At 72.6% G+C, this 14,096-nt stretch carries 14 protein-coding genes; 8 read left to right on the forward strand and 6 right to left on the reverse strand.

Features of this window, described 5'->3' with window-relative positions:
* The first annotated feature begins 1 nt into the window (after position 1).
* The 3 genes from ACFHWE_RS00065 to ACFHWE_RS00075 all read left to right on the forward strand — a co-directional run bounded on the left by ACFHWE_RS00065 (position 2) and on the right by ACFHWE_RS00075 (position 2,576).
* Positions 2-892, forward strand: coding sequence for a DMT family transporter (locus tag ACFHWE_RS00065; protein ID WP_416598440.1), 891 nt, complete (start codon positions 2-4; stop codon positions 890-892).
* A 20-nt stretch (positions 893-912) separates the two neighbouring features.
* Entirely contained in the window at positions 913-2,139 is a 1,227-nt protein-coding gene (locus ACFHWE_RS00070; protein ID WP_416598442.1) for a glycosyltransferase, read from the forward strand.
* A gap of 107 nt (positions 2,140-2,246) precedes the next feature.
* On the forward strand, positions 2,247-2,576 hold the full coding sequence (locus ACFHWE_RS00075) for a hypothetical protein (protein ID WP_416598443.1): 330 nt from the start codon (positions 2,247-2,249) through the stop codon (positions 2,574-2,576).
* On the opposite strand, the gene ACFHWE_RS00080 is transcribed toward ACFHWE_RS00075, so the two are convergent.
* Together ACFHWE_RS00080 and ACFHWE_RS00085 are read right to left on the reverse strand one after the other, a co-directional pair.
* The gene (locus tag ACFHWE_RS00080) at positions 2,573-2,833 is read right to left on the reverse strand and encodes a FitA-like ribbon-helix-helix domain-containing protein (protein WP_416598445.1); all 261 of its coding nucleotides are present in this window, start codon (positions 2,831-2,833) and stop codon (positions 2,573-2,575) included. The genes ACFHWE_RS00075 and ACFHWE_RS00080 overlap by 4 nt on opposite strands.
* Before the next feature lie 63 nt (positions 2,834-2,896).
* On the reverse strand, positions 2,897-3,859 hold the full coding sequence (locus ACFHWE_RS00085) for a LysR family transcriptional regulator (protein ID WP_416598446.1): 963 nt from the start codon (positions 3,857-3,859) through the stop codon (positions 2,897-2,899).
* Between the two features lie 130 nt (positions 3,860-3,989).
* Between ACFHWE_RS00085 and ACFHWE_RS00090 the strand changes: the two genes are divergently transcribed.
* Positions 3,990-5,321, forward strand: a complete 1,332-nt coding sequence (locus ACFHWE_RS00090; RefSeq protein WP_416598447.1) for a pyridoxal phosphate-dependent aminotransferase — start codon at positions 3,990-3,992, stop codon at positions 5,319-5,321.
* Between the two features lie 54 nt (positions 5,322-5,375).
* Here ACFHWE_RS00090 and ACFHWE_RS00095 read toward each other — a convergent pair whose 3' ends face one another.
* Positions 5,376-6,581, reverse strand: coding sequence for a glycosyltransferase family 4 protein (locus ACFHWE_RS00095; protein ID WP_416598448.1), 1,206 nt, complete (start codon positions 6,579-6,581; stop codon positions 5,376-5,378).
* Positions 6,582-6,799: 218 nt separating this feature from the next.
* Here ACFHWE_RS00095 and ACFHWE_RS00100 point away from each other — a divergent pair, with 218 nt between their 5' ends.
* Positions 6,800-7,063 (forward strand): DUF6457 domain-containing protein, encoded by a 264-nt coding sequence (locus ACFHWE_RS00100; RefSeq protein ID WP_416598450.1) that lies wholly within the window; start codon positions 6,800-6,802, stop codon positions 7,061-7,063.
* 118 nt (positions 7,064-7,181) lie between these two features.
* Complete coding sequence (locus ACFHWE_RS00105) at positions 7,182-8,600, forward strand: alanine/glycine:cation symporter family protein (protein WP_416598451.1); 1,419 nt, start codon at positions 7,182-7,184, stop codon at positions 8,598-8,600.
* 131 nt (positions 8,601-8,731) lie between these two features.
* Here ACFHWE_RS00105 and thiD read toward each other — a convergent pair whose 3' ends face one another.
* Positions 8,732-9,535, reverse strand: a complete 804-nt coding sequence (gene thiD, locus ACFHWE_RS00110) for a bifunctional hydroxymethylpyrimidine kinase/phosphomethylpyrimidine kinase (RefSeq protein ID WP_416598452.1) — start codon at positions 9,533-9,535, stop codon at positions 8,732-8,734.
* 164 nt (positions 9,536-9,699) lie between these two features.
* Between thiD and ACFHWE_RS00115 the strand changes: the two genes are divergently transcribed.
* Together ACFHWE_RS00115 and ACFHWE_RS00120 are read left to right on the forward strand one after the other, a co-directional pair.
* Complete coding sequence (locus tag ACFHWE_RS00115; protein ID WP_416598454.1) at positions 9,700-9,945, forward strand: helix-turn-helix domain-containing protein; 246 nt, start codon at positions 9,700-9,702, stop codon at positions 9,943-9,945.
* Between the two features lie 3 nt (positions 9,946-9,948).
* Positions 9,949-10,857 (forward strand): RNA-guided endonuclease InsQ/TnpB family protein, encoded by a 909-nt coding sequence (locus ACFHWE_RS00120; RefSeq protein ID WP_416598455.1) that lies wholly within the window; start codon positions 9,949-9,951, stop codon positions 10,855-10,857.
* 193 nt (positions 10,858-11,050) lie between these two features.
* On the opposite strand, the gene ACFHWE_RS00125 is transcribed toward ACFHWE_RS00120, so the two are convergent.
* Both ACFHWE_RS00125 and ACFHWE_RS00130 read right to left on the reverse strand, forming a co-directional pair.
* Complete coding sequence (locus ACFHWE_RS00125; RefSeq protein WP_416598456.1) at positions 11,051-11,977, reverse strand: DUF368 domain-containing protein; 927 nt, start codon at positions 11,975-11,977, stop codon at positions 11,051-11,053.
* 167 nt (positions 11,978-12,144) lie between these two features.
* Positions 12,145-13,821: an acyl-CoA synthetase gene (locus ACFHWE_RS00130; protein WP_416598457.1), complete on the reverse strand. Its 1,677-nt coding sequence runs from the start codon at positions 13,819-13,821 to the stop codon at positions 12,145-12,147.
* Positions 13,822-14,096 lie beyond the last annotated feature (275 nt).

Genomic DNA, 14,096 nt, shown 5'->3' on the forward strand with positions numbered 1-14,096 from the left:
GATGCTGTGGTCGATCCTCACAGCCGTGGCCGGGGCCTTCGTCCTGGCGCTCGGCTCCGCGCTCCAGGAACGCGACGCCGTCCGGGCGCCGGGTGAGCAGGTGGCCCGGGCCGGAGTCCTCCTCCACCTCGTGCGCCGCCCCCGGTGGCTGATCGGCAGCGGCGCCGCGGTCCTCGGGTCGGTCCTGCACCTGGTCGCCCTCAGCGGTGCGCCCCTGACCATCATCCAGCCGATCGGCGTCACGGGGCTCCTCTTCGCGATCGTCCTGTCATCGCTGTTCAACCGGCAAAGCGTCAGCGCCTGGCAGGTCGCCGCGGGCGTCGCCGTCATGGTTGGCCTCGGCGGGATGCTGTGGCTGTTCCCCCATGGCTCCCAGGCCCCCGCCATGGCCACCGCGACGGCGCTGTTCCTGGCTGGTGGCGCCCTCGGGTTCGGCGCCCTGGTCCACTTCACCGCGCACCGGATGCCCAGCGGGGTGCGCGCCCTCCTGCTCGCCCTGTCGGGAGGCGCGGCCATGGGCACCACGTCCGGCCTGGCGCGGGTCATCGCCGCGGGGGTGGCCCACGACTGGGTCGGCTTCATCACCTGGCTGCTGCCGCTCGCCGCGGCCACGGCGGTCTTCGGCGCCCTGCTCATGCAGAACGCCTACCGGACCGGCCACTTCGCCGCCGCCTACGCGGCCCTGCTCATCACCGACCCCGTCGTTGGCGTGGGCATCGGCATCTCGCTGCTGGGGGAGGGCGTCCCCGGCACCCCCGCGACCCAGGCGGCGGCCGCCGCCTTCGCCGCCGCGGCGATCGCGGGAACCATCGCGCTGGCCCGGACCCGCCACCGCAACCCCGAAGCGCAGGGCGCACCCTGTTCGGCGCCCGAGACCACGCGCTCCCACTGAACGTCGAAGGAGAGACCCCCATGACGACCGACCGAGTCCTGCGCATCCTCATCGCCACCGACACCTACCCCCCGGACGTCAACGGCGCCGGCTACTTCACGCACCGCCTGGCGGAGGGCCTGGCGCGGCGCGGGCACCGGGTCCACGTGCTGTGCCCCTCCGAGCGGGGCGAGCCGTACGTGACCGTGAACGAAGGGGTGACCGAGCACCGCGTGCGCTCGGGCCGGATCCCGGTGCACGACGCCATGCGTTTCGCGCTCCCCCTCGGGCTGAGCGGTCACGCCGACCGGCTCGTGTCGCGACTGGACCCGGACGTGGTCCACGTCCAGGGCCACTTCACCGTCAGCCGGGCGGCGATCGGCCGGGCGCGGGCCGCGCGCATCCCCGTCGTGCTCACCAACCACTTCATGCCCGACAACCTCTACGGCTACGTCCGCCTGCCCGAGGTGTTCCACAGGGCGACCGGGGCCCTGGCCTGGCGCGACATGGTGCGCATCGCCGCCATGGCCGACCACGTGACCACGCCGACCCCCCGCGCCGCGCGACTGCTGCTGGAGAAGGGGTTCGCCCGCCAGGTCGAGGACATCTCGTGCGGTATCGACCTGGAGCGGTTCCACCCCCGCCCGGAGGAGCGGACGGCCCTGCGCGCCGAGTTCGGGCTGCCCGACCGCGACACCATCGCCTTCGTCGGCCGGCTGGACGTGGAGAAGCGGATCGACGACACGATGCGCGCCCTGGCGCGGATCGTGCCCGAGCGGGACGCGCAGCTCGCCCTGGCCGGCACGGGCCAGCGGGAGCAGGAGCTGCGGGACCTCGCCGCCGAACTGGGGATCGCCGACCGGGTGCACTTCCTGGGGTTCGTCCCCGACGAGGCGCTGCCGCGGGTCTACGCCGCCGCGGACTGCTTCACCATCGCCAGCACGGCCGAGCTCCAGAGCATCGCGACCCTGGAGGCGATGTCGACCGGCCTACCGGTGCTCGCCGCCGACGCGATGGCCCTGCCGCACCTGGTGGAGGAGGGCGGCAACGGGTTCCTCTTCCCCCCGGGCGACATCTCGCGGATGGCCGAGCTCCTGCTGGAGGTCCTCGGCTCTCCTGAGCGGCGCCGCTCCATGGGCGAGGCCAGCCGCAGGCTCGTGGCGCGCCACGACCACCACCGGTCGCTGGAGCGGTTCGAGGCCGTCTACGAGAGCCTCCTGGTGAGCCCCCCGGTGCGCTCGAAGGTGCAGCGGACCATGGCCGCCTGACAGCCGTCACGGCGCGAAGGACAGGGGGATAAGTCCGTTTTGGTACTTTCCGTATTTTTTGCGATGCGTTCGGTGAACTCCGCGTCCTGCCGGAAATACCTGACGATGTGTGGTTCGAAGGCATCAGCGGACAGGCCGGCCTCGGTCGGATCGTCCGCGTCGGCAACCCGACGGAGGGCCTCGCCGAACGGCTGACCAGTGCCGAACGGGAGGCCAACCGCCACGAGCACGACATGTCCGAGTTCGAGCGAGAACGGATCGACCTGGAGCACCGGGTGAACCGGATGGAGGCCGAACTGGAGAACCTCCGCCAGCGGAGGCTGGAGGCCTACGCGCGCTGGTGGAACGCCCGGGACGACCGCGACCGCGCGCTCCACCTCTGCCGCAGGCTCCGGCGCCGGATCGACAGGCTCCGCCGCCGCGGCGGCGGAGCCTAGGGCCCGCACCTTCGCGCGGACCGCTGCTCCGCCTCGGTCCGTCCTTCATCGACGGTGGCCAAGACGTCGGAGACCGGGATGTCGGCCAGGGCGGTGCGGCGGGCGCCGGCTACGGCGTCGGCCAGTGTGGGCTCGGCGACGTCGCGGGTGAGCACGGTACGGGCATAGTCCTGAAGGGACTCTCCGGCCCTCGCCGCACGCACCCTCATCTCCCTGACCACGCCCTCCGGTATGCCCGTGATGGTGAGATCGGCCATGGGGCCATTCTCCCGCCGCCCACGGCGGTGGTACAACCGTTTCGCGTCGGCCGGGAACGGGCCTTACACGTCGCGGACGGGGCCCCGGACGGGGGGACCCTCCTGGGACAGGCGGGCCGCCACCTCCGCGGCCGCGTCCCTCAGGGCGGCCAGTGTCACCTGCACCGCCGGGCGCCGCAGAGCGGCCGGGCGCAGCACCGCGTACACGTGCCGCGCCGGGGCCGAGGCGGGCAGCTCCCGGAAGACCAGGCCGACCGGGGCCCCCACCATGGCCAGCGCGGGGACGGCGGCGATACCGATTCCGCGCGACACCAGGCTCAGGATCGTCCCCAGCCCCTCGAACTCCCAGGCGGCGGCGGGCAGCCCGCCCGCCTCCGCCATGAGCCGGTCCGTACCGTAGCGTGACCGCTCGCTCTCCGGGGCCACGATCCACGACTCCCCCAGGAGGCGGTCCAGTTCCAGGGGCTCCCGGGGGTCCGCGAGCCGGTGCTCCTCGGGCACGGCCAACACCAGCGGATCGCGCAGCAGGTGGATGTGGCGCAGCCCTCCGTCCGGGTCGCGCCCCGGGTGCTGGCCGGTCCAGTCGTCGACGAGCGCGACATCCACCTCCCGTGAGCGCACTTTGTGCGTACCGGTCGCCAGGAGCGTCTGCCGCAGCAGCAACTGCATCCCCTGGTGCTCGCGCAGCGCGCGGGCCAGCAGCGGCGCCAGGGCCACGGCCGCGGTCGGGAACGCCGTCACGGTCACCACACCGACCGCCACGTCGGCCTGCTCGGCGAGGATCGACTCGGTGGCCTCCACCAGGGAGAGGATCTTCTCCGTCTGGTCCACCAGCAGTCGGCCGGCGTCGGTCAGCTCGGCCCCCCTGGCGGAGCGGTCCAGCAGCGCCACCCCGGTCTCCCGCTCCAGGGCGGCCAACTGCTGGGACACGGCGGAAGGGGTGTAGCCCAGGGCCGCGGCGGCCCCGGCGATGGTGCCCCGGAGGCCGAACTCGCGCAGGAGCTGGAGCCGTCGAAGATCGAGCATAAGTACATCTTATGCTCAGCATCGAAAAGACTCGCTTGTGCTGATGAAATCGAACAGGCACCCTGAGTAGTGACAGACCGCCCACCCGGAGTGCGGTCGAAGCCAGAGCATGAGCCGGAGATGAGTCTCGATGACCGTCACTGTGTCCGCGACCCTCGCCGTCAACGAAGCCCTCGACGAGAAGCGCCGCCAGGGGGTGCGCGTCCTGCCGCTCGGCTTCGGTGAGGCCGGCCTCCCGGTCCACCCCGTCCTGCGGGACCAGCTCACCGCGGGCAACGGCGCCAACGCCTACGGACCGGTCGCCGGATCCCCGGCCCTGCGGGAGGCGGCCGCCGGATACTGGGAGCGGCGCGGGCTTCCCACCGACCCGGACCTGGTCATCGCCGGCCCCGGGAGCAAACCGCTCCTCTACGGACTGCTGCTCGAACTGGGCGGCGACACCGCCATCGCCGCGCCCAGTTGGGTCAGCTACGCGGCCCAGAGCCGACTCCTCGGGCGGCGCCCGCTCATGGTCCCCACCGCCGCCGGTCAGGGCGGGGTGCCCCACCCCGACCTGCTGCACGCCTCCGTGACCGAGGCACGCGAGCAGGGCCGCACCGTCAACGCCGTCATCGTCACCCTGCCCGACAACCCCACCGGGACCGTCGCCGACGAGGACACCGTCCGCAGACTGGCCGACGTGGCCCGCGAACTCGACCTCGTGATCGTCTCCGACGAGATCTACCGGGACCTCGTCCATCCGGCCGAGGTGACGGGGGCCCGCACCCGGGTGCCCAGCCCCGCCGAATTCGCGCCCGAGCGCACCGTCGTCTCCACCGGACTGAGCAAGAACCTGGCCCTGGGCGGATGGCGGATCGGGGTCCTGCGACTGCCCGACTCCGCGATCGGCCACCGCCTGCGCGGCGGCCTGCTCGGCGTGGCCAGCGAGATCTGGTCGAGCCCGTCCGCGCCCGTCCAGGCGGCCGCCGCCCACGCCTTCACCGAACCCGCCGAACTCACCGACCACGTCGACCACAGCCGACGCCTGCACGGCATCGTCGCGCGCGCCGTCACCGACGTGTTCGCCCGCGCGGGTACCTCGGTCGTTCCACCGCGCGCGGCGTTCTACCTCTACCCCGACTTCGCCCCCCACCGCGACCGGCTGGCCGCCCTGCACGGCGTCACCACGGGGCCGGAGCTGACCGGGCTGCTGCTGGAGCGGTTCGGTGTGGGCGTCCTGCCCGCGGTGGAGTTCGGGGAGGGCACCGACGCCCTGCGGATGCGGGTCGCCACCAGCCTCCTGTACGGGGACACCGCCGAGCGGCGCTACGCCGCGCTCGCTGCCACGGACCCGCTGGAGCTGCCGTGGATCCGCGCCCATCTGGACCGGCTGGAGCGGGTCCTGGACACGCTGCTCGCCGGGGAGCCCGAACCGGTGTCCGTCGCCGACCGCGCCGACGACGCGGCACCGCAGTACTGCTGAGGGCCCCGGCCCGGCCGCCGCGTGTAAGGGGGTGCGGCGGCCGGGCCGGCGGGATCAGGACGCGGGGGCGGCCGCGGGGGCGCCGCGCCGCGCCAGTTCCCGGCTCGGAGCGATCACGGACCGGTAGTGGTCGATGAGCTGGTCGCCGACGGCCTCCCAGGTCCGGTGCTCCACCGAGGGCCTGGCCTGGGCTGCCATGCGTCGGCGCACGTCGGTGTTGTGTACCAGGCGGCCCACCGCGACCCGCAGTTCGCGCACCGAGTCCGAGCGGTACAGCAGGCCGTTGTGCCCGTCCGAGATCAGGTCCAGCGGACCGCCCGAGGCCGGCCCCACGGCGGGGACCCCGGAGGCCAGCGCCTCCTGCACCGCCTGGCAGAAGGTCTCGTCGGCGCCGGTGTGCACGAACACGTCCAGCGAGGCGTACAGCCGCGACAGCTCCTCGCCGGTCTTCTGGCCGGTGAACACCGCATCGGGCATGTGGCGGCGCAGCCGGGCGCGCTCGGGGCCGTCGCCCACCACGACCAGCCGCACCCCGCGCAGCTTGGCCACGTGGGTCAGCAGGTGTACGCGCTTGTCCTTGGACAGGCGCCCCACGTAGCCGACGAGTACCTCGCCGTTGGGTGCGAGGCGGCGGCGCAGCTCCTCGTCGCGGTGCTCGGGGGCGAAGCGCCGGGTGTCCACACCGCGCTGCCACAGGTGCAGGCGCGGGAAGCCGTGCGAGGTCAGGTCCTCCATCGTGGGCGAGGACGGCACGAGGGTGCGGTCGACCGCCGAGTGCACGCGGCGCAGCATCGACCACACCACCTCGGTGCGGCGCAGACCGTACCGCTGCGCGAACCCCGCCAGGTCGGTCTGGAACACCGCGACGGTCGGCAGGGCCCACCGGCGGGCCGTGTCCACGGCCGCGTTGCCGAGCAGGGCGGGGGAGGCCAGGTGCAGCACATCGGGGGAGAAGGCGCGCACCGCCGCGGTCAGGGTGCGCCGAGCGGGCATCCCCACGTGGAAGTCCCGGTAGAAGGGCAGCGGCAGGGAGGGCATCCGGATGACCGGGAACCCCTTGTAGGAGGAGGGACCGTGGCCCGGCGCCACGACCATGGCCTGGTGGCCGCGGGCGGCCAGCGTCTCCAGGACCCGGCACACGGAGTTGGTGACACCGTTCACCTGGGGGAGGAACGACTCGGTCACGACCGCCACACGGAGCGGCGCCCCGTCGGAGGCGAGAGGGGCGGCCGCGGGGGTTGGGGACTGGCGCGGGGACATGAGGCGGGCTCCCAACACGAAGGGGGATGACGTCCCTCGAAACTAGGCTTCGGGGGTGAACCGTGGTTGGGTGCAGGGGGAACCCCACCGGAAGGCGGGGCGTGGTTTCGCTGAGCGCGCGGTGACACCGCCCGCTGGCTCTGGAGGCCGCACGGTGACCCGCCGGTGGCCGCGGCCTGCCCTACGGCAAGACGCAGACGACACGAAGGAGGCGTCCGGTGACGCTCGTGGAATGGGCGGAACTCGTCCGCAACGAGTTGGGGCTGGCCGGCACCGACGCGCTGGAGAAGGGGGATGTCGACCGCATCCTGGACCTGACGAGGGACGCCGCCCACTCCGTGGCGCGCCCCGCCGGGCCGCTCACCGTCTACCTTCTCGGTGTCGCGGTCGGCCGGGGCGCGGACCCGGAGAACGCGGCCGCCGTCCTCAGTCGGCTCGCGCTCGCCCAGGCGGACGAGGGTGAGGAATCGGTGAACGTGTAGCGGACACGTGAATGTGACGCTCTCGTGACTTTCCGGTGTGAATCTGACACCACCGGTACACCGCCCCCGTGGTGGAGAACTCCATACCCCCATCTGAGTGCGATAGGGAGATCCCCGCATGGATCAACTCATCGAGATGGCCGGCGTCGTCAGCAGTGTCATCTGGGGACCGTTCGTCCTCATCCCGCTGCTGTTCGTCGTCGGCCTCTTCCTCACCGTCCGGCTCAAGCTCATCCAGCTCCTGCGCCTGCCGCACGCCCTGTGGCTGGCCTTCGTCCGCCGCAAGGAGGACGAGTCCGTCGCCGGGGACATCTCCCACTACCAAGCCCTGAGCACGGCGCTCGCCGCCACCGTCGGCGTCGGCAACATCGGCGGCGCGGCCCTGGCCATCGGCGTCGGCGGCCCCGGCGCCCTGTTCTGGATGTGGGTCGTGGGCCTGCTCGGCATGGCCACCAAGTACAGCGAGGCCCTCCTGGGCGTCCTGTACCGCCGCACCGACGCCAAGGGCGAGCAGAGCGGCGGCCCGATGTTCTACCTCAAGTACGGCCTGCCGGGCGGCTTCGGCACCACGCTGGGCGTGGCCTTCGCCGTCTTCGGTGCCGTCGCCGCCTTCGGTATCGGCAACGGCGCCCAGGCCAACACCGTCGCCCAGCAGGTGAGCAGCGTGACCCCGCTCGCCCCGTGGGTCATCGGCCTCATCCTGATGATCGCCGCCGGCGCCGTCATCCTCGGCGGCATCAAGAGCATCGGCCGTGTTGCCTCCGCCTTCGTGCCGGTCATGATCATCGCCTACGTCGGCATCGCCCTGGTGATCCTCGTCTTCAACTGGGCGGAGATCCTCCCGGCGCTCCAGCTCGTGGTCACCGACGCCTTCACCGGCACCTCCGCGGCCGGCGGCTTCGCCGGGGCGGGCCTCATGCTCGCCATCCAGCAGGGCTTCGCGCGCGGCATCTTCTCCAACGAGTCGGGCCTGGGCACCGGCGCCATCGCCGCGGCCGCGGCCAAGACCCGCCAGCCGGTCCGCCAGGCGATGGTCTCCATGACGCAGACCTTCATCGACACCCTCATCGTGGTGACCATGACCTGCCTGGTCATCATCACCACCGGGGTCTGGCAGGCCGAGGACAGTGAGGACGGCTCGCTGCTCACCTCACAGGCCATGTCCAGCGGACTGGAGGCCATCAGCCCGGGCCTGGCCCCGCTCGGCACCTACGTCGTGGCCGTGGCCGTCGCCGTGTTCGCCTTCACCACCCTGCTCGGCTGGGCCTACTACGGCGAGCGGTGCGTGGAGTTCCTCGGCGGGCGCAGGATGGTCTTCCCCTACCGGCTGGTGTTCATCGCGGTCATCTTCGTCGGCGCGGTCGCCGACCTGGCCGACGTGTGGCTGTTCAGCGACATCGCCAACGGGCTCATGGCGCTGCCCAACCTCGTCGGGCTCCTGCTGCTGTCGCCGGTCATCGTGCGGGAGACGCAGAAGTTCTTCGCCCACCCGGACTGGAAGAACCCGGACGCGCTCATGGACGACGTGCGTAGCTGACGCACCCCGGAGGCACGGAGGGGGACCGCGCCCGGCGCGGTCCCCCTCGCGTTGCGTTGCACCCCGGCGGCTTCGACGACAAGCACGTGGTCACCGTGTTCGTGTCCATGCCCCGCAGGCTTTCCGGCCGTCTACCACCAGGCGTGAAAATGGTGCACCGGGCCCTGGCCGCCGCCCGCGTCGATCTCGCCGGAGCGGCGGATGGCCTCGGTCAGGTAGGCCTTGGCGTCGGCGACGGCGGAGGCCGTGTCGCGGCGCTGCGGCAGCAGGGCGGCGATCGACGACGACAGCGTGCACCCGGTGCCGTGGGTGTTGCTGGTCGCCACCCGGGGGGCGCGCAGCTCCACCGGCTCCGCCCCGCGCGAGACGAGCACGTCGACGCTCTCCTCGCCCGCCAGGTGGCCGCCCTTGAGTAGGACGGCGCGCGGCCCCAGGTCGAGCAGCCGCTTCGCCTGGCCGTGCATGGCGGCCACGTCGGCGGCCTCATCCTCGCCCAGCAGGTCGGCCGCCTCCGGCAGGTTCGGCGTGATGAGGTCCGCGCGCGGCAGGAGCAGGGTGCGCAGCGCCTCCACGGCGGAGGCCTCCAGCAGCCGGTCGCCGCTCTTGGCCACCATCACCGGGTCCACCACCACGTTGGGCAGGCCGTGCTCGGCGACCGCCTCCGCGACGGCGGCGGTGATCCCGGCGTTGGCGAGCATGCCGACCTTGACCGCGTGCACGGCGGCGTCGGTGAACAGGGTGTCCATCTGCTGGGCGACGAAGTCGGCCGGGACCCCGTGCACCCCGGTCACGCCCCGGGTGGACTGCGCGGTCAGCGCCGTCACCACGGACATCCCGTAGGTCCCGTGCGCGGAGAAGGCCTTGAGGTCGGCCTGGATACCGGCGCCCCCGCTGGGGTCGCTGCCGGCGATGGACACGATGTTGTACGCGCTCACGTGGCGTTCCTTCGCTAGTACGAACTAGGGCAGGTTCGACGGGTGTGATCTGGTTCGTTGGCGGCGCAGACCCCGTCCTTCGGGGCGGGGAGAGCCGCCCCACCCCGCAATGTCGTCGACCCCCACTATGGTCTGGTCCTGGATCGAGGGGAGGTGGTCCCACCATGCTGACCGGGTTCCGGTACCGCTTGTCGCTCACCGACGAGCAGGCCGAGCAGTGTCAGGCCTACGGCCACCTCTGCCGTGCGGTGTGGAACACCGCCCTGGACCAGCGCCGCCAGGCCGTCCAACGGTGGCAGAGAGGCTACGATCAGCCCTGCTGCGGCTACCACCTCCAAGCCGCGCAGCTCGCCGAAGCCAAGAAAGAAGAGACCTGGCTGCGGGCCGCCCCGTCGCACATCCTCCAATAGACGTTGAGGGACCTGGAGCGGGCCTGCCGCGATCACGGCACGTTCGGTGTGCGCTGGCGCGCCAAGGGGCGGTGGAAGCCCTCCTTCCGCTTCCCAGACGGGCCGCGTATCGGAGTCCAACGCCTGGGGCGCAGGTGGGGGCGGGTGAAGCTGCCCAAGCTGGGGTGGGTGCGCTTTCGCTGGTCGCGCGCTCCCCAGGGCACGATCCGGTCGGCGACCGTCTCCCGCGAGGGCGGGCACCGGTACGTGTCGCTGCTGTGCGAGGACGGTGGGCACACCCCCGGCGGGCACACCGTGCCGGACTCGGCGGTGGGGGTGGACCGCGGGGTGGCGGTGGCCACCTCGGAGGGGGACCTGTTCGACCGCGCGTTCCAGAGCCCGAAGGAGGCCGAGCGCGAACGCCGCCTGCGGCGCAGGCTCTCGCGGCAGCGCAGGGGGTCGAAGAACCGGGACAGGACCGGGGCGGCGCTGTCCACGCTCACCGGTCGGGTCCGTGCCCGGCGTGCGGACTTCGCCGCCCAGACCGCGCACCCGCTGTGCACCGAGAACGCGGTCGTGGTGCTGGAGAGGCTCAACACGAAGGGCATGACCGCCTCGGCCAAGGGCACCGTGGATGCCCCGGGCCGCAATGTCCGGCAGAAGGCGGGGTTGAACCGGGCGATCCTGGCCAAGGGCTGGCACGGTTTCACGCTCGCCTGTCAGAACGCGGCCCGGCGCACGGGGACCCGGATCGTGGAGGTCGACCCCGCCTACACGTCGCAGACCTGTTTCGAGTGCAAGCATGTGGACCCGTCCTCGCGTGAGAGCCAAGCGCGGTTTCGGTGCACCGGGTGCGGGCACACAGCTCACGCGGACGTGAACGCGGCCCGCAACACTCTTTCGCGCGGATGGACTAACTCCTTACCGGGGTGAACCGTGTCAGCCTGTGGAGACCTCTGGGGTGCCATGTCGGTGAAGCAGGAACCAGCGCGTGCCGCGAGGCGCGAGCGCCACCGGGCCGTCAGGCCCGGTCCCTTCAGGGCCGGGAGGAAGTCAACTCAGCCGGAGGGGATCCGGCACCCCGCGCAGTCGGGGCGCGGCGGCCCCGGAGGTGGTGTGCCCGAGGCTAGCGCACCGGGTCGGAGCTGGGCTTGGAGGCGGCGGCCTTGGCCTTGGCGCGGTGCTCGTAGACGATCGCGGCCACCACCACGGCGAAGCCGACCGCCATGAAGGCCAGCGTCACCGGGACGTCGGTGGGCGCCACGACGGTACGGTCCTCGGTCTGCCAGGGCCACAGGGCGCGCAGCGATCCGGCCATGAGCCCGGTGAGGACGACCAGGGTGACGTGGTGGAAGTTCTCCAGCAGGAACTGGAGGAGCTTGACGAACAGCGACAGGCCCACGAGGGCGCCCAGCGCGAAGGCGCCCATGTAGACCAGGTCCAGGTCCTTCAGCGCGTCCTTGGTGGGTACGTACAGGCCGACCGCGACCAGGATGAACGAACCGGACACCCCGGGCAGGACGAGGGCGCAGATGGCGACGGAGGCGACGAGGAAGACCACCACCGGGTTGGTGGGCAGGTTCGCCCCGGGAAGCCCGGTCAGGGTGAACGACAGCGCCGCGGCGGCCAGGGCGAGGACGTAGTGCCAGCCCCGCCACGTCTTCCCCGAACCGGAGTAGGGGACCCACAGGCAGGCCAGAACCAGGCCGAAGAAGAGGGCATAGGCGTACTGGGTGTACTCCTCGACCAGGGGTGCGATGAGCATCAGCGCCAGCAGCAGAGCGACCACCATGCCCACGAGGGCCGGCAGCAGCACGTTCCAGTCCACCTGCCGGAACTGCTCCCGGGCGCGCGTCGGCCCGAGGCCGCGTGGAACGTCGGTGACCCAGCGCTTGATACCGCTGACCATGTGGCCGGCGCCGCCGATCAGTTGGTCGTAGATGCCGACCATGAGCGCGACCGTGCCGCCGCTGATCCCGGGCAGCGCCTCGGAGGTGCCCACGGCCCCGCCGCGCACCGCGTTGAAGATGTAGGAGCCTACTGATTTGGCCATCTGAGTTGTGGGGCGCGCGCCCGGATGCTCCGGGAGGGGTGCGCGCCGTCCTCCGTCCTAGGGGTGTCGCCGACCCACCCGGTGGTCGGATGAGGGCTGGCTGAAGGGGATGCCGTGCCCGGTCCGGCGAAGCGGTCCGGGCACGATCCGAGTCTAGGACGTATCCGTTATAGGGCGGGGGCGCGGAGTGCGGGGCGGATGACGGGGCCGTCGTCCGCGGCGGCCCTCCTGGCCACCGATGACGCCCACCGGTAGTCCTGTTTGCCCACTGCCGTGCGCCGGACGCGGTCCACCATGTGGACGGTGCGCGGCACCTTGAAGCCGGCGAGCCGCCCCCGGCAGTGCTCCCGCAGTTCGGCGGCGCGGAGCGCGGTTCCCGGGACCGTGGCGACCAGGGCGGTCACCCGTTGGCCCAGGTGCTCGTCGGGCGCCGGGACGACGATCGCGTCCGCCACCGAGGGGTGCTCCTTGAGGACGGCCTCGACCTCCTCGGGGTAGACCTTCTCCCCGGCGGTGTTGATGACGACGCTGCCCCGGCCCAGCAGCACGACCGAACCGTCGGCGCCCAGCGTGCCGTAGTCGCCGGACAGCGCCCAGCGCCGACCGTCGGGGCCGACGGGGAAGGTCCGACCGGTGGCCTCGGGGTCGTTGTAGTAGCCCAGCGGGATGCGTCCGGTGCGGGCGATGCGGCCGATGTCCGGCGAGCCGGGCGGCAGGGGCCGCAGGGACTCGTCCAGTACGGCGATACTGCCGCCCATGGTGAAGGTGCGGTGGTCCTCGGGGTGGCCGGAGTCGTCGGGGCCGGTCGCCGATCCGCACGCCCCCGTCTCCGAGCCGCCGTAGGAGTCGGCCAGGGCGATGTCCTCGCGCCAGGCGCGCCACAGGGCGCGCGCCGCCGGGGTCAGCGGGGTCCCGCCCGAGCGCACCGACCTCAGGCCGGGGCACAGCAGCGGCTTGGCGAGCAGGTGCAGGGCCAGGGGCCGCGCCATGGCGTCCCCGACCAGTTGGACGGCGTGGACGCTCTCCCGGTGGGCCAGGTCGACCACGCGCCCGGGGCGGAAGCTGCGGTCGGTCGAGAGCACGGTGGTCCTGCCGCTCAGCAGCATGCACAGGGCGTTCCACTGGCCGGCGGCGTGCATCAGGGGGCCGAGGACCAGCAGCCGCAGCGGGGAGTTGCGCGCGGCGCGGTCGGCGACCTCCTCGGCGGTGCGGGCACGCGGCAGGCCGGGGGGCCGCAGTTCCAGGGCCGCGTGGAAGATGTCGGCCTGCCGCCACAGCACCCCCTTGGGGTGGCCGGTGGTGCCGCCGGTGTAGAGCAGGTAATGGTCGTCCCCAGAGGCCGGGGGCAGAGCGGACGGGTCCGCGGACGCGGCGGCGAGGGCCTCCTCGTAGCCGGTGCCGGCCAGGCCGCCGGATCCGCTGCCGTCCTGGAGCAGGAGCACGTGGCGCAGGCGCGGCAGGTCCGGGCGGACGGTGTCCACCCGGGCGGCCAGGGACTCCTCGGCGATCAGCGCGACCGCGTGGGACCCGGCGAGTACGTGTCGCAGTTCGCCCTCGACGTAGCGGTAGTTGACGTTCACGGGGACTGTGCCCGCGTACAGGGCGCCGAGGAAGGACTCCAGCCATTCGGCGCGGTTGAACGCCAGGACCGCGACGTGCTCCCCGGGGCGCACCCCGGCCTCCAGCAGGTGCGCGGCCAGGCGCAGGGCGCGGTCCCGCAGGGCTCGGAAGGAGAGGCGTCGCGGTCCGGCGATGAGCGCGGTGCGGTCGGGGACCGCCTCGGTCACGGCGTCGAGGAGCCGGGGCAGAGAGAAGGGGGCGTCGGGGGACGCTGCTGTGGGCACGCCTGGCCTCCCTGGAACGTGGTTGCGGGCCGTCGGGTACGGGCGTCGGCGACGTCCCGGCCATCGGGGCGGTGCTGTTGTGTGCCGACCGTACCCCCCCGCCTCCCCGGCGATGAGCGGTCGGGGTTGTGGAGCCGGTCACCAGGGGTGGAATCCCAGGTCACGCTGGGTTTCGATCTCCCTGGTCGCGGGGTTTCGGGGGTCGTTCGGCGGAGGGTGCCGGGTTCGGGCGGGGCGGGTGATATGCGTCACCCGTCGTGGCGCTCGGTGTTCCT

The organism is Nocardiopsis sp. LOL_012, from assembly GCF_048060475.1.
In the GTDB taxonomy this organism is placed as follows: Bacteria; Actinomycetota; Actinomycetes; order Streptosporangiales; family Streptosporangiaceae; genus Nocardiopsis.

Coding starts and splice junctions, on each gene's coding strand:
- ACFHWE_RS00105 (WP_416598451.1), top strand. CDS start 7,182: ATGGATCAACTCATCGAGATGGCCGGCGTCGTCAGCAGTGTCATCTGG.
- ACFHWE_RS00085 (WP_416598446.1), bottom strand. CDS start 3,859: ATGCTCGATCTTCGACGGCTCCAGCTCCTGCGCGAGTTCGGCCTCCGG.
- ACFHWE_RS00080 (WP_416598445.1), bottom strand. CDS start 2,833: ATGGCCGATCTCACCATCACGGGCATACCGGAGGGCGTGGTCAGGGAG.
- ACFHWE_RS00095 (WP_416598448.1), bottom strand. CDS start 6,581: ATGTCCCCGCGCCAGTCCCCAACCCCCGCGGCCGCCCCTCTCGCCTCC.
- ACFHWE_RS00115 (WP_416598454.1), top strand. CDS start 9,700: ATGCTGACCGGGTTCCGGTACCGCTTGTCGCTCACCGACGAGCAGGCC.
- ACFHWE_RS00125 (WP_416598456.1), bottom strand. CDS start 11,977: ATGGCCAAATCAGTAGGCTCCTACATCTTCAACGCGGTGCGCGGCGGG.
- ACFHWE_RS00065 (WP_416598440.1), top strand. CDS start 2: ATGCTGTGGTCGATCCTCACAGCCGTGGCCGGGGCCTTCGTCCTGGCG.
- ACFHWE_RS00090 (WP_416598447.1), top strand. CDS start 3,990: ATGACCGTCACTGTGTCCGCGACCCTCGCCGTCAACGAAGCCCTCGAC.
- ACFHWE_RS00070 (WP_416598442.1), top strand. CDS start 913: ATGACGACCGACCGAGTCCTGCGCATCCTCATCGCCACCGACACCTAC.